This is a genomic window from Sporosarcina sp. ACRSM, assembly GCF_022346545.1.
Lineage (GTDB): Bacteria > Bacillota > Bacilli > Bacillales_A > Planococcaceae > Sporosarcina.
Genome location: NZ_JAKRNU010000018.1, coordinates 18,601 through 32,715, shown reverse-complemented (window position 1 = coordinate 32,715; position 14,115 = coordinate 18,601). Strand labels below are relative to the sequence as shown.

Here is a 14,115-nt window from a genome sequence, read left to right as displayed (position 1 = left end):
AGTTTCTCCCTCCGCGCACAAAGTCTTCCTCTCACGCTCAAAACTCCCACTCACCAATTTTCCCTTAAAAATTATTTTCCAAAATCCATTTCCACCAACTTTTATTAATCATGTTTAGCGTAAGTTTGGTACAATGAATTTTATATTCAAATGTCGTAGCAATCATGGGATTCATAAATAGAAAGTTGGGTATCACGATGCAAAAAATTATATTAAAAGAACAATTTGAACAAGATTGGATCCGGATGTTCACGCATCTTGCGAATTTGTTTTTTGAGCAGTCCGAGATTTGTACACATACAGAAGAAGATGCAATCACCGTTGATTTTTCATTAAAAAAAGATGCGGAAGGATTGTTGATTGGCGAGGCATTCCTTACTTGGAATGGGAAAGAGTATGCCGCGACGTTTACGGAGCAGGAAGAAACGGGCGATGCGAAAATGATCAACCGCCAGTTGAAACGGGTATATTCCCATATCTTCCTCGAGGTATTGGAACAAGCGATGGAAATGCAACAATCATGGGGGATATTGACAGGGATCCGCCCGACGAAGTTATACCATAAGTATCGTCAACAAGGATATACGAGTGAAGAAGCGCAACGTTTATTGATAGAGCGCCATCGAATTTCGAGTGAGAAAAGCGAACTGCTTGCTAAAATCGCAGATGTGCAATTGCGCGCGATACCGGATTTATATGATTTGAAAAAAGAAGTGAGCATTTATATCGGCATTCCGTTCTGCCCGACGAAATGTGCGTATTGCACGTTTCCGGCATATGCAATTCATCGGAAAAACGGGCGTGTGGAGTCATTCCTTGATGGTTTGCATGAAGAAATCCGCGAGATGGGGAAATGGCTGAAGGAACGCGATATGACGATTACGACGATTTATTTTGGTGGCGGAACGCCGACGTCCATCGAAGCGGAAGAAATGGATGCATTATACGAAACGATGTATGCTTCATTCCCGAACATGGAAAAAGTCCGGGAAGTGACCGTAGAAGCCGGACGTCCCGATACCATTACGCCTGCCAAAATCGATGTGTTGAAGAAATGGGGCATCGATCGGATCAGCGTCAATCCACAAACCTATACGGATGAAACGTTAAAAGCGATCGGACGCCATCATACAGTGCAGGAAACGATTGATAAATTTTGGCTTTCGCGCAATATGGGCATGAAAAATATCAATATGGATCTGATTATCGGCTTGCCGAATGAAGGCATTGAGGAATTCCAACATTCGCTCGATGAAACGGAAAAAATGCAACCGGAATCGTTGACAGTTCATACTTTGTCGTTTAAACGTGCGTCCGAAATGACACGTAATAAGGATAAATACAAAGTGGCGGACCGCGGTACAGTCGAGCAAATGATGAAGCTTGGAGAGCAGTGGAATGCCGCAAATGGTTATGAGCCATATTATTTGTATCGTCAGAAAAATATTTTGGGCAATTTGGAAAACGTCGGGTATGCAAAACCGGGTGAAGAGAGCATTTACAATATCGTCATTATGGAAGAAGTGCAGACCATTATCGGTATCGGATGCGGGGCATCGAGTAAGTTCATCGAACCTGAAACTGGGAAGATCACGCAATATTACAATCCGAAAGATCCAGCTGCTTACATTTTGACGTACGAAGATTCCATTGAGAAAAAACTTGCGCATTTGGATACGGTTTTCCCGAAAACTGTGAACAAGTAAAGAACGGATAAAAAGGGACTGACGAAGGTACCGGGTGCTAATCTGATTGGGATGTGCCCGTTGCTTTTTTGTCAACATTGGTTTCATCTTGTATAATAAAAGGACAAGTAATCAGTAGATGAGTCCAATGAACATTAGGGTATAAAATATAGCGTGATGAGAGTATGTATTGCATTATTCGGAGAGTGGGGTGGGGAAGTGGAAGTATTATTCAAACAGTTTATGGAACAGATGGATCAGCGATTTCAGCAAATCGAAAAACGATTTGATCAAATGGACGAACGTTTCGAACAAATCGAAACACGATTTGAAAAAATGGACAATCGTTTCGACAAAGTTGAAAACGATATTAGGAGTTTGACAGAAGAAGTACGTAATAGCCAAATTGAAAATAGAAGCCACTTTAAGCATCTGGAATCCCGAATGGAACAGCACCACCAAACGTTTCAAGTTGTAGCCGAAGAAATCAAAGGTGTTAAGATTGATATTGATTATTTGAATCAAAAAGTAGGCAAACATGATATGGAAATTAATAATTTAAATCAACGCTTCCAGCTTTGAATGGGGTTGGAATTTGAAAACGCGTCACTTGTTCAATTTGAGATTGGACGAGTGACGCGTATTTTTTGTGTGATTGATGGGCGTTGAGAATTCCGCTACCAACGTTTCTTATTTATATTTATCGACCATGTCGCGCCATGTGAAATAGCCTTTTTCGACGGCACGGATTAAAAGTTCCGCTGTTGCAATATTGGTGGCGAGCGGGATGCCGTAAACATCGCACAAGCGCAATAATGCACTGACATCAGGTTCATGTGGTTGAGCTGTTAGTGGGTCACGGAAAAAAATGACCAAATCCAATTTACCTGTTGCAATCATTGCACCGATTTGTTGGTCACCGCCTAAAGGACCTGACATGAGTCGTTCGATGGAAAGGTTTGTTTCCTCCATGATTCTTGATCCGGTTGTGCCCGTTGCGTATAGCGTCTGTTGGGAGAAAATTTTTTCATAAGCGATCGTGAAATTCACCATCTCGTTTTTCTTCTGATCATGGGCAATTAATGCGATTTTCAAATTGAACACCCCTTCTATTTCACAGTCCATCTATACATAAGTTTAACACAATACTGAGCAGCTAGTATTTATAAATAAGGGTGATCACGATGGGAATCTTACCTTTGTGGCGCCAGTTATTCAATAGTTGGATAACTGGCGACCTGCAAATTTCTTATGAATGGAACAACAATAATTTACCAGCTGGCGATGCGAGGCGATGCGTGCGCTCAAGAAGATTCTTTTCTACGAGCAAGGCATGTCCTTTTTCTTTTGCTGCATCATCTGTTTCTGCTGTGAACGTTTCTTCTACGATCAGTTTTCCTGTTGGTTCGTATGCTGTCAATTTGTAAGTTTTCATAATATTCACCCTTCCCATTCCCTTTGATTTATTCTACTACAAAAAAAATCACGGTGCCAGCGCCTGTCAAAATTCGAGCGTATCGTTAATCAAATTGTTTTTTGTCAAGTTTGCTTGACATCGCACATATGGTAAAGTAACCTTTACGTAAAGCAAACTTTACTATTAGTGGTGTCTGGTCTCCTGATACCTTGTGTTGTTAGAAGAAAGGGGGAGCATGAGACTGAAAAACTTGATTAAGGAAAAGCGAACGGAGATGGGATTGACGCAAGATGATCTTTCGGAATTGTTGGAAGTATCGAGGCAGACGATCATCTCACTTGAAAAAGGGAGATATAATCCATCACTTGTTTTGGCTTTCAAACTTGCGAAGCTTTTCAAATGCTGCATTGAAGATATTTTTATACCGGAGGAGGAGTAAGTATGTACGAAGGATTTGATATTTGGATATTTTTAGCCGGATTGCCACTTGGTCTTGCCATTGCTTCGATTATCCTCTTCATCAGTTGGAGGAAAGGGAAGAAAGTGCGCCGGTTCGACGAGCGATACACGCGAATTCATCAGCATGCAAGATCGATTTCGTGGGGAGTGACGACAGCTGCCCTTTTAATTGCATGGACAATTGTCATTTTAATGGAAGGACCCCGACTTGCTTTTTTCATCCTCTCAGGGATTTGGGTGGTGCATATGTTGTCGTACGCGATAGGAGCGGCAATCGCTAGTAGTAAAAACTAGCTTTCTTGAAACTTCTAGGCGCTCGCTACGTATAGTTAACAAGTTGATAGACGAAAGGAGTCACATAATGACTTTACTACTTGAAAATGTAACGAAGCGGTTCGGTGATTTTACTGCTGTCGATGATTTGTCACTGTCCGTCGGGGAAGGCACGATGTACGGCTTTCTTGGCGCGAACGGAGCGGGAAAAACGACGACGTTTCGTATGATACTCGGTCTTTTGAATGCCAACGAGGGGCATATTTCATGGAAAGGGAAAAGGATTTCGTATGCGACCAGCTCTAAAATCGGCTATTTGCCGGAGGAGCGTGGACTGTATCCGAAGATGAAAGTGGAAGACCAGCTCATTTTCCTCGCCCAACTGCGGGGGATGAACAAAGCGGACGCGAAAAAAGAGCTCAAACATTGGCTGGAGCGTTTTGAAGTGCCGCATTACATTCATAAAAGAGTCGAGGAATTATCAAAAGGGAATCAGCAAAAAATCCAAGTGATTGCGTCCCTTCTGCATAAGCCGCAACTGCTCATTCTTGACGAGCCGTTTTCCGGACTTGACCCGGTGAATGTGGAAATGTTGAAATCGGCAATTTTGGATTTCCGCAATGAAGGGGCAACGATCATTTTCTCCAGTCATCGGATGGATCATGTTGAGGAGCTTTGTGAGCAATTGAGCATTGTCCATAAAGGTAAGCAGGTTGTGCAAGGTTCATTGCGTGATGTCAAACGGTCGTCGAGCAAACAGTATGTCCGTATCCATTCTGACCATGATTTGACGCAACTGGCATCTATTCAAGGTGTTGCTTCCATCCATCAAACGGTCGAAGGAGCTGTTTACCAAATTGAAGCGGAACAGGTTGCCCATGAGTTGCTGACAGTTGCATTAAAATCCGGTCCGATCCGTCACTTTGAAATCGAAGAGCCTTCATTGCAAGACATATTCATTGAAAAGGTGGGAAAGGAACATGCGTGAATTCATGATTATCTTCAAGCAGGCCTTTATGACAAAAGCGAAAACAAAATCCTTTATCATTACAACGGCATTGATGATGGTGGCGATTTTCTTGTTCGCGAATATGGGAAAAATTATCGACAGCGTACAAGACATGACGGGTGGTGATGATGCGTCGGAAACTGTGCTGTTTGTTCGTGATGAAAGCGGCGCTCTAATTGAAAGACTGAAAACGCAATTCGAGGCCAATGAATCCGGCACGACTGTGGAATCATCCGATCAATCGGAACAAAAGTTGACGGAGCAAGTCAAAGAAGGGGAAATTGATTCTTTCCTGACGCTTTCGCTGGATGATACGAACACAATCCATGCGAAATATACGACAATGAGTGCAATGGAATTTACGCTGCCGATGATGTTGCAGGATGCCCTGCAATCCATTCAAACGGAAATGCAGGCAGACCAACTATCTTTGTCAGCTGAACAAGTGGAAACATTGTTCGCACCGATTACATTTGAACAACAATCCGTTTCCCCATCCTCGAAAACGGAAGAAGAGCTTAGCCAGGCGCGAGGGCTCGTCTATGTACTGATGTTCCTAATCTATTTTGCGGTGATCATCTATTCGAGTATGATTGCAACCGAAGTGGCGACGGAAAAATCATCACGTGTGATGGAAATTCTCATTTCCAGCGTTTCCCCGGTTAAACATATGTTCGCCAAAGTTTTAGGGATCGGATCTCTTGGGCTCGTTCAAATGGTGCTTTTGGGAGGGGCGGGCTACATCGCTTTGAAGTCGACTTCATCTGCGGAATCGGCAGATGGATTCTTCTCCGTCTTCGGCTTTTCCAATCTGAATGTCGGCACGATCGTTTACGCTATCCTGTTCTTTTTGCTTGGCTATTTTCTTTATGCCACGCTGGCGGCGCTTCTCGGTTCGCTCGTAAGCCGGACGGAAGATGTCCAGCAAATGATCCTGCCGATGTCATTGCTCATTGTTGCTGCATTTATCATTGCGGTCACAGGATTAAGCAATCCGGAAATGGCTTATCTTCAATATGCATCATTCTTCCCGTTCTTCACGCCGCTCGTCATGTTTCTACGCGTCGGGATGCTCGATTTGCCGTTCTGGGAGCCGGTGCTCTCCATCGTCATTATGCTTGTGACAATATTCGTCCTTGGATGGTTTGGTGCTCGTGTTTATCGTGGAGGCGTTCTGATGTACGGCCCTTCTCGTTCATTAAAAGACATTAAAAAAGCGATTCAATTAGGAAAAGAATGATCCTTGGATAGTAAGGAACTCCAAATTGAAATATTGACTTATTTGAATAAAACAACAAATATAATTATAAGCGAACCAGTTGACGTTTAGCTGAAACTCATATAGTATGAATTCAAGATAAAAATTATATGGAAAAAGAGGAGATCTACGAAATGAACGTATTAGTAGTAAAAGCGAATAACCGTCCAGCTTCAGAAGCTGTTTCTAGTAAAATGTATGAAACTTTCATGGAAAATGTTGAAGGTGTAAATGTCACAACATACGATGTGTTTGAAGAGGATATGCCTTACTTCGGTCAGGAATTATTCAACGCATTTGGTAAAGTGCAATCAGGCGAAGAAATGACGGATATCGAACAACGTCTTCTTGCTGCAAAACAAAAAGCGATGGATGCGCTAACAGCGGCTGACGTTGTCGTATTTGCATTCCCACTCTGGAACTTGACAATTCCAGCTAAATTACAAACATTCATCGATTATACGTACCAAGCTGGTTACACATTCAAATACGATGAAAACGGGCAAATGGTCCAACTGATGACTGATAAAAAATTCGTTGTCCTCAATGCACGTGGCGGCATTTATTCAACACCAGAAGCGGCACCGATGGAAATGTCTGCAAACTACATTAAAAACGTTGTAGGTGGCGTATATGGTATGCAACTGATCAACGAAGTTATCATCGAAGGCCACGCAGCAGCTCCTGACCAAGCTGAAGCAATCATCGCTGAAGGTTTGGAAAAAGTAAAAGCTGTAGCAAAAGGATTATCTGCAGTAACGGCTTAACTTGAATATCAAAAATAAAAGAACGCAATCCTAATGAGGGATTGCGTTCTTTTATTTTTCTTCCTGAAAATCAACTGTACTACATGCGTTTTCCTCTTCTATCACTATACTGCAAGAAATATTAAGTTTATCCCACACCCAAGCTTCAAAAAATTTTTCCATTGCTATTTCCAATGCTTTATCATCATTCATATCTTCGTCAATACCTAATTGTTCCAAAGAGAAGGACTCTGTCGCTTCTGTACCATCATAATTTGAACTACTAAAGGAAAAAGTAACAGTTTTACCCATTGGTTTAACCTCCCATTACTTATAATATTATCACATTCAATTTCCCTCGACTTGTTAAAATAACCTGTCTATGAAAGACGATAGTTTGGAGGAAATGTTATACTTGTTGTACAATTTCGACTGATTTTCAACAAGATCCGTCTTCCACAAACTAGCCATTTTTGAGGGATAAAATTTTCTTTTTATCGTAAATCGTGTCATAGCGAAAGGTTGTTTTATTTATGTTTTCCAATGAACAGTTACAAGACTTGATTAGGGGGAGAATCGTAGGGAATAGGTTCCCCTATGTAGCAAATAACGAACAAGAAATTGAAGCACATATCCAACGATTGTTTTATCGAATAAACCGTATTCCTAATTTAGTATGTGAAGCAGAGTGGAATCATTTTGGAAGCGGATATGCATCTTTTGTCGAGTTTTTCTGTTACCGAAAAGAAGATGCCAAAGTTATTGAAGAAAAGTACGGTCACCAAGAGATAAAGACAGAAGGGGTGATCATTGATGTTAGTCGTTTAGCACCTGTTGCTATCATGGGCGAAGATAATAGATGTAAAACAATTCGAATTGAAACAAATGAAGTTGTAAAAGGTGGATATTGTTCTTTACCAGGCCATTCAAAACTGTTGGCTTTAAGTGAAAAAAACCACCCAATTGAATATCAATTACAGCAAGCTATAAAAGAATTTGGTTATGAACGATTACCAGCGGAGCAAATGAATCAACCTCTGCCTTTTAAAGCGAAGATCCCAACAATTTACCGTGAACCAAAAGAGTACTTAATTATGGATGCTATTTTTTATTGGGAGGATTAGTTGAAGGATTTTAAAACCGGTTGAGTTGGACATATATAAGTTTTACTAACAGGAGATATCCGTTATTTATTTTTGAAAAAAGAAGCAATTTTTTTATACGTATTCAACAATGAACGCGATAATTTAATATAGCTACGCCAGAATTGGACTAATTTGTTAAATGGAAAATCAATTACGCCTCGGCGTAATTGCGTCCAGATTTTGAATTGAGCAAAGCTCAATTAACTCCTTTCAAAATCTGTGACATCCGCCGGAGGCTTAACTTGAATCAGCAGGGAGTTTGGACTCCCTCTGATTAAAATACATTCTGGCATTCATCCCGCCACTTATGGAACTGGGGGACTTCTGCTGAATCAAGTTAAAATATACTGTAATAAAATATTTTGGTAGAGGAGGGTAATTTTGAAAGATAATTTCTTCAAAACGAGTTCATTGATATTGTGCATTTTACTGTTAAGCGCATGCGTTAATGTGGAAAAAGTTCAGCATATCGAAGCATTTGTAACTGAAGTATTGGAGGAAAACGATGAGGGTTTTTTTGTGAGAACCGGCTATCAGAAAGTAAATGCAATTACCAGTATAGAAGAAAGTAAAAATCATATAAAAACTGATGTTAAATCTATCAATGACTTTTATGATACAGAATGGAATTATATAAGAACAGAAATCATACATTCCAATTTTAAAAAATCTCATATTACGCAAGCCGGGGGTGGTGAAAAACGTAAGGAGGAAATTAATGAACCTTCAACGATTCTAATTCCTGATGGAGATGTAGAATATCATAATTCGATTAATATGACAGAGGAAGAGCGGGAAAGAGTGAAAGAACATGTACTATCTTTTATGGATGTTTGAAGGAAAACAATTCCGCTCCTAAAGCTGATGTGATTTTCAGTTTGGACAGTCTTAGGCTTTAACAAAAAGAAAGAACGCGAATCCATCATACGAATCGCATTCTTTTTTTTGTATAGGATTATTTCGTAGAACCCCCTGCTTATGGTAAAATTAGAACAAATATTCGTTGATGAAGGGGGAGGTTCTATGTCGACGATCAAATTCATTCACACGGCAGATTTGCATTTGGATAGTCCTTTTAAAGGGATGTCGGGAATGCCCGTTGAACAGCTTAATCGTTTGCGTGAGAGTACGTTTGCCGCGTTCGCTAATCTGATTGATTATGCGCTTGAGGCGAAGCCGGATTTCGTTTTGATCGTGGGGGATATTTACGATGGAGAGAATCGGAGCTTGCGGGCGCAGATGAAGTTTAAGGAAGGGATGGATCGATTGGATTCGGCGGACATTCCGGTCTTCATTTCGCATGGGAATCACGATCATCTTAGCGGAACATGGACGCGTTTTGAGCTGCCTGCGAATGTCCACGTCTTTAAAGATGAGGTGGAAACGGTACAATTCCAAGTGGGGGGACAGCCGGTTTCCATTTATGGTTTCAGTTATAAAGAACGGCATATCCGCGAAAAGATGATTGACGGTTATCCGCCAGCGCACAATCTGGATGCATACCATATCGGCATGTTGCATGGCAGTTTAGCAGGAGATGACACGCATGCGGTCTATGCACCTTTCACCAAAAGTGAATTGTTGGCCAAGCAGTATGACTATTGGGCGCTGGGGCATATCCATCTGCGTCAGCATATCCACGAAGAACCGCCGATCGTCTATCCGGGAAATATCCAAGGACGGCATCGCAACGAACGGGGAGAAAAAGGGTTTTACGATGTGGAATTATCGAAAACGGGCGCCACATTTCAGTTCATCTCGACATCGACCATCCTGTTTGACAAGGTGGACGTCTCTTGTAAAGGGATCAGCCATGCCAATGAATGGCTCGCCGCTTGTATGGAAGAACTGGAAACCTTCCGCTCACGGAACGGTGCGGGCATTGTAGAACTGACGATGGTCGATGTCGATCAGGAGGCAGCTGAGTTGTTTAGTCAATCGCCGGAGGAAGAATGGTTGGATGTCCTAAGAGATGCGAGTAGTGATAGCGAACCATTCATCTGGATACAGCGCATCCTTTTTTCCGAAGAGACAGCCCCTTCCGTATTAGCTGGCACGCTTCCAAGATCGGTGTTAGGTCTGATGGATAGTTGGACAGCTGATGATTGGAAAGACGTCGTGAAAGATGTGTATCAGCATACGCGGGGCGTAAAGTATTTGGATGTTTTGACGGATGATGATCTTACAGACATCCAAGCGGGAGCCGCTGCATTATTGGCGGCAGAAATGGCGAAAACGGAATGAGGTGGCATCGTGAGAATTGAAAAATTGGTCATTTACGGATTTGGGAAGCACGAAAATGTCACCATCGATATAGGACCGAGTATCAATGTATTGTATGGACAGAACGAAGCGGGAAAGACGACGATCCAGCAGTTCATCCTCCATATCCTCTTCGGATTCCCGCAGAAAAATAGCGCATTGCTGCGCTATGAACCGAAATCTGGTGGCAAGTATGGCGGACAAGTGCATCTCCACGATGAGGAATTCGGAAAATGTATCGTCGAACGGGTGCGTGGTAAGTCGGCGGGAGATGTGATCGTTCATTTCGAAGATGGAAAGCAGGGCGGCGAGGCGGATTTGAAACGTTTACTACGCCAGTATGACCGTGCCTCCTTCGAATCAATCTTTTCATTTTCCCTCTTGCAACTACAAGGGTTTGAAAAAATGGATGAGGAAGAGCTGAGCCGCACCTTGCTCGCTTCCGGAACGACCGGTGTCGATACACTATTACAATTGGAAAAAAAGCTGGAGAAAGAACTCGGTGACCTCTTCAAAAAGTCCGGTAAAAATCCGCAGATGAACGTCAAAATGGCAGAACTTCGTGAATTGGAACTGGGATTGAAAAAGGAGCAGGAAAAAATCGCTGACTATGCACCTGCTGTAAAGCGAATCCGTCAAATCGATGAACGGCTTCACCAATTGCGGGAACAGCAAAAAGAGATGGAACAACAAGCGCAGCAATTCCAGCTGATGCGTCAGCTTCTACCTCTACATGAAAAGCGCCACGCTATCAAGTCACGCCTAACGGAAATTTCCGTAGACACCTTTCCGACAGACGGCATCCGCAGATACGAGACACTTGTGGGAAGGAAAATCGAGGCGGAAACAGCGCTACATCGAACAGAAGAAGAGTTGTCGAGATTGCTTGCGGACCTGCCTGAACAGCCAGTGGATGATCGGCTTACGGAAATCGATCTGTTATTAGCGAAAGAGTCGGAGTGGCATCGATGGCAAACGGCAGCCATTTCGGCAGAAGAGGATGTGCGCAAGCAGACGGATTTGAAAAGGCGGTTATCAGAAGGGCTTGGCATGCAGGAGGATGAAGAAAATGTCCTGTTGCAGGCAGATGTCTCCCTACAGAAAGAAGAACAATTGTATGAGCTGATGAATCGACTCGCGGGAAGCGATGCGCAACTCGGCTATGTGAACCGGCAACTTGTACAACTGGAAAACGAAAAAGCGGATCAGGAACAAGGATGTCTTGTACTTGAGCGATCTGCTCCTTCCCAGGAAGAGGTGCAACGTACGCGGCAGTGGCCGGCACGTCGCCAACAATTGGCGGAAGCGAAAGCATATGTAGCCATCGGAACTGGGAGGCAGGAGACATCTTCCCGTACATTTTTGTTGATAGGGGTATTGCTTGGTATCTTGTTCGGCACGCTCGGTTTCGTTTTGAAAGAGTGGCTATTTGTAGTCGCGGCCGTCTTGTTTGCTGGCATGGCTTTCTTCATGCGACAAAAAAATGGGCGACCATCGGCAGATGAAACGAAGCTACGGGAGATGGAGAAGATCATTGCTGCGTACGATGGCCATGAAGAACAAATGGAGGAACTGGCTGAACGAGTGGCACATTATGATCGAGAAATGGAAGTTTTACAACAGGGATTGCTCGCGTTGGAACGGAAGCAACACCGATTGGAAGCGGAACGGGATCATGCCTATTTCGACCGCCAACAAATCGAAAGCGAATTGTCGGCGTTTCTTCGACAATATGGATTTAAAGAATTGCCATCGACCGGCATCATCCCTGAATTATTCCGGATGATCCGGGAAGTGCAAGGCGTCGAAAGGGATCGGAAGACCGCTATTGAGCAATTGGCAACGATGAGAAAAAATATGGCAGGGCGGGTGAAAGACGTCGAAAACGTCTTGCACAAGTCAATTCCGGAAGAGGCATTGTATGAGCTATTGCGAAGGGAATTCATCGACCTGAAAGAGCAAGTGGAAGCTGTCAGGACAATCAACCGTACCATTACCAACAAGAAAGCGTCGCTGAACGAGTTGACAGGGCTTGTAGCGGGCTTGACGGATAAAATGCAGACATTATTCAAAGAGGTTGGCGCAGAGACAGAAGAGGCCTTTTATAGCGCTCACGCCGAGTACCAGGAAAGCGTACGATTGAACGATCAACTACGGGATCTGGAAGCCCAGTTGGCTGCACATCTTCCCCTTGAATTGCCGGTCGGCGTGACGGATGCCTCCTTGCAAATGCAAGTGGAGGCGATTGGAGAAACGCTCACGTCAATCGATGCGGAACAGCATACGCTAATTCAAGAGAAGGCGACGCTCGTCAGCAGAACCGAACAATTACTGTCGGACGAATCCTATGCCAGCAAGTTGCAACTGTTTGAGATGAAAAAAACAGAACTAGCGGGACTTGCTAAAAAATGGGCTGAACGCAAGGCATTGAATGAAGCGATCAGACAAACCATGCGTGAGTTGAAAGAGAAAAAGTTGCCGGCAGTGCTGGCGGAGGCTGAAAAACTGTTCAATGAGTTGACGGGTGGCCGCTACACATCACTCATCGTGACGGAACAAGGACGTTTCGAAGTGCACTCGACAAATGGGGTGCGTTACCCCATTATGGAGTTAAGCCAAGCGACGAAAGAACAAGCCTATATTTCATTGCGATTGGCGCTTGCGGCATCCGTTCACAACTCAGCGCCGTTCCCGATTTTGATGGATGACCCATTTGTCCACTTTGACGGAGCGCGACTTTCGCGTATGATTGAATTACTGGAACGATATCAAAGCAAGCATCAGTTCATGTACTTCACCTGCCATGAAGAGATGACAGAGAAGTGGCAGCAAGCAACAATACTTCAAGTTTCCGAACTCGGAAGCAGACAGGGGGCTAACGTAGTATGAAAAGAATTGCAGACCATAAAGTGGGCGAGCCGGTCGATCTTTATCTACTGATCAAACAATCGACCAAAGGCGTGACGACGCAAGGCAGCCCGTTTATGACACTTATTTTGCAAGATAAGAGCGGGGATATTGAAGCGAAACTATGGGATACGAAAGACGAGCATGAAAAGACCTATGCAGCGGCTACCATTGTAAAAGTGGGTGGAGAAGTCCATGACTACCGCGGGAAAAACCAGCTTCGCATCAAAAGTATACGGCCGATCAAGGCGGATGAAGGGGTGACCATTGCAGATTTGGTCCCATCTTCCGCGAAAAGTAAGGAAGTCTTATACGAGGAATTAATGCAATATTTCTTTGAAATGCAAAATCCGCATATTCAGCGCATTACCCGTCATCTTTTGAAAAAACATCAGACGGCTTTCATGACGTATCCAGCCGCCACAAAAAACCATCATGATTATGTGTCCGGATTAATCGATCATGTCGTCTCGATGTTGAAATTGGGCAAAGCGTTGGCGGAACTGTACCCATCTTTGAACAAGGATCTGTTATATGCGGGAATCATCTTGCATGACATTGGAAAAGTGGTGGAACTGTCCGGTCCGATCGGCACACAATACACGGTGGAAGGCAATTTGCTCGGTCATATCACCATCATGGTGAATGAAATTTCAAAAGCCGCAGACGAACTTGAAATTACGGGCGAAGAAGTTATGTTGCTAAAACATATGGTTTTATCCCACCACGGGAAAGAGGAATGGGGAAGCCCGAAACGTCCGATGGTGAAAGAAGCTGAAATCCTTCATTACATCGACAATATCGACGCGAAGATGAATATGTTGGATCGGGCTCTCGGCAAAACCGCACCTGGCGAGTTCACAGAACGGATCTTCCCACTCGACAACCGCTCATTTTACAAACCGACATTTGAATAAGTAAAAGCTGTCCCACGAAAAAAGGGACAGCTTTTTT

General features: G+C 43.5%; 15 protein-coding genes. 12 read left to right on the top strand and 3 right to left on the bottom strand.

What is annotated here, in order from left to right; all coding sequences use genetic code 11:
- The first annotated feature begins 197 nt into the window (after positions 1–197).
- Both MHZ95_RS19910 and MHZ95_RS19905 read left to right on the top strand, forming a co-directional pair.
- On the top strand, positions 198–1,706 hold the full coding sequence (locus tag MHZ95_RS19910; RefSeq protein WP_239392555.1) for a coproporphyrinogen III oxidase: 1,509 nt from the start codon (positions 198–200) through the stop codon (positions 1,704–1,706).
- Between the two features lie 156 nt (positions 1,707–1,862).
- A complete protein-coding gene (locus MHZ95_RS19905) occupies positions 1,863–2,267 on the top strand; it encodes a hypothetical protein (RefSeq protein ID WP_239392554.1) in 405 nt (134 codons plus the stop codon).
- 108 nt (positions 2,268–2,375) lie between these two features.
- On the opposite strand, the gene mgsA is transcribed toward MHZ95_RS19905, so the two are convergent.
- Positions 2,376–2,810, bottom strand: a complete 435-nt coding sequence (gene mgsA / locus MHZ95_RS19900; protein WP_239392553.1) for a methylglyoxal synthase — start codon at positions 2,808–2,810, stop codon at positions 2,376–2,378.
- A gap of 124 nt (positions 2,811–2,934) precedes the next feature.
- Positions 2,935–3,120 (bottom strand): YhzD family protein, encoded by a 186-nt coding sequence (locus MHZ95_RS19895; protein ID WP_239392552.1) that lies wholly within the window; start codon positions 3,118–3,120, stop codon positions 2,935–2,937.
- 223 nt (positions 3,121–3,343) lie between these two features.
- On the opposite strand from MHZ95_RS19895, the gene MHZ95_RS19890 reads away from it, so the two are divergent.
- The 5 genes from MHZ95_RS19890 (at position 3,344) to MHZ95_RS19870 (ending at position 6,868) form a co-directional block, all read left to right on the top strand.
- The gene (locus tag MHZ95_RS19890) at positions 3,344–3,541 is read left to right on the top strand and encodes a helix-turn-helix transcriptional regulator (RefSeq protein WP_304649543.1); all 198 of its coding nucleotides are present in this window, start codon (positions 3,344–3,346) and stop codon (positions 3,539–3,541) included.
- 2 nt (positions 3,542–3,543) lie between these two features.
- Positions 3,544–3,855, top strand: coding sequence for a DUF2178 domain-containing protein (locus MHZ95_RS19885; protein ID WP_239392550.1), 312 nt, complete (start codon positions 3,544–3,546; stop codon positions 3,853–3,855).
- A gap of 67 nt (positions 3,856–3,922) precedes the next feature.
- Entirely contained in the window at positions 3,923–4,822 is a 900-nt protein-coding gene (locus MHZ95_RS19880) for an ABC transporter ATP-binding protein (protein ID WP_239392549.1), read from the top strand.
- Positions 4,815–6,083, top strand: coding sequence for an ABC transporter permease (locus tag MHZ95_RS19875; protein ID WP_239392548.1), 1,269 nt, complete (start codon positions 4,815–4,817; stop codon positions 6,081–6,083). The genes MHZ95_RS19880 and MHZ95_RS19875 overlap by 8 nt, the downstream gene beginning before the upstream one ends.
- Positions 6,084–6,235: 152 nt before the next feature.
- On the top strand, positions 6,236–6,868 hold the full coding sequence (locus MHZ95_RS19870; protein WP_239392547.1) for an FMN-dependent NADH-azoreductase: 633 nt from the start codon (positions 6,236–6,238) through the stop codon (positions 6,866–6,868).
- Between the two features lie 51 nt (positions 6,869–6,919).
- Here the strand turns inward: MHZ95_RS19870 and MHZ95_RS19865 are convergent, their stop codons facing one another.
- Entirely contained in the window at positions 6,920–7,159 is a 240-nt protein-coding gene (locus MHZ95_RS19865) for a hypothetical protein (protein ID WP_239392546.1), read from the bottom strand.
- 221 nt (positions 7,160–7,380) lie between these two features.
- Here MHZ95_RS19865 and MHZ95_RS19860 point away from each other — a divergent pair, with 221 nt between their 5' ends.
- The 5 genes from MHZ95_RS19860 (at position 7,381) to yhaM (ending at position 14,078) form a co-directional block, all read left to right on the top strand.
- On the top strand, positions 7,381–7,971 hold the full coding sequence (locus MHZ95_RS19860; protein ID WP_239392545.1) for a hypothetical protein: 591 nt from the start codon (positions 7,381–7,383) through the stop codon (positions 7,969–7,971).
- A 402-nt stretch (positions 7,972–8,373) separates the two neighbouring features.
- Positions 8,374–8,829 carry a hypothetical protein gene (locus tag MHZ95_RS19855; RefSeq protein WP_239392544.1) on the top strand — a complete coding sequence of 152 codons (456 nt, stop codon included), beginning with the start codon at positions 8,374–8,376 and terminating at the stop codon, positions 8,827–8,829.
- A 186-nt stretch (positions 8,830–9,015) separates the two neighbouring features.
- Positions 9,016–10,236, top strand: coding sequence for a metallophosphoesterase family protein (locus MHZ95_RS19850; RefSeq protein WP_239392543.1), 1,221 nt, complete (start codon positions 9,016–9,018; stop codon positions 10,234–10,236).
- A 9-nt stretch (positions 10,237–10,245) separates the two neighbouring features.
- Positions 10,246–13,143, top strand: coding sequence for an ATP-binding protein (locus MHZ95_RS19845; RefSeq protein ID WP_239392542.1), 2,898 nt, complete (start codon positions 10,246–10,248; stop codon positions 13,141–13,143).
- A complete protein-coding gene (gene yhaM, locus MHZ95_RS19840; protein WP_239392541.1) occupies positions 13,140–14,078 on the top strand; it encodes a 3'-5' exoribonuclease YhaM in 939 nt (312 codons plus the stop codon). The genes MHZ95_RS19845 and yhaM overlap by 4 nt, the downstream gene beginning before the upstream one ends.
- The last annotated feature ends 37 nt before the right edge of the window (positions 14,079–14,115 follow it).

What these genes read in the sequence shown, in the direction of transcription:
- MHZ95_RS19910 (WP_239392555.1), top strand. Translation starts at nt 198, where the DNA reads ATGCAAAAAATTATATTAAAAGAACAATTTGAACAAGATTGGATCCGG.
- MHZ95_RS19905 (WP_239392554.1), top strand. Translation starts at nt 1,863, where the DNA reads ATGAGAGTATGTATTGCATTATTCGGAGAGTGGGGTGGGGAAGTGGAA.
- mgsA (WP_239392553.1), bottom strand. Translation starts at nt 2,810, where the DNA reads ATGGACTGTGAAATAGAAGGGGTGTTCAATTTGAAAATCGCATTAATT.
- MHZ95_RS19895 (WP_239392552.1), bottom strand. Translation starts at nt 3,120, where the DNA reads ATGAAAACTTACAAATTGACAGCATACGAACCAACAGGAAAACTGATC.
- MHZ95_RS19885 (WP_239392550.1), top strand. Translation starts at nt 3,544, where the DNA reads ATGTACGAAGGATTTGATATTTGGATATTTTTAGCCGGATTGCCACTT.
- MHZ95_RS19880 (WP_239392549.1), top strand. Translation starts at nt 3,923, where the DNA reads ATGACTTTACTACTTGAAAATGTAACGAAGCGGTTCGGTGATTTTACT.
- MHZ95_RS19875 (WP_239392548.1), top strand. Translation starts at nt 4,815, where the DNA reads ATGCGTGAATTCATGATTATCTTCAAGCAGGCCTTTATGACAAAAGCG.
- MHZ95_RS19870 (WP_239392547.1), top strand. Translation starts at nt 6,236, where the DNA reads ATGAACGTATTAGTAGTAAAAGCGAATAACCGTCCAGCTTCAGAAGCT.
- MHZ95_RS19865 (WP_239392546.1), bottom strand. Translation starts at nt 7,159, where the DNA reads ATGGGTAAAACTGTTACTTTTTCCTTTAGTAGTTCAAATTATGATGGT.
- MHZ95_RS19860 (WP_239392545.1), top strand. Translation starts at nt 7,381, where the DNA reads ATGTTTTCCAATGAACAGTTACAAGACTTGATTAGGGGGAGAATCGTA.
- MHZ95_RS19850 (WP_239392543.1), top strand. Translation starts at nt 9,016, where the DNA reads ATGTCGACGATCAAATTCATTCACACGGCAGATTTGCATTTGGATAGT.
- yhaM (WP_239392541.1), top strand. Translation starts at nt 13,140, where the DNA reads ATGAAAAGAATTGCAGACCATAAAGTGGGCGAGCCGGTCGATCTTTAT.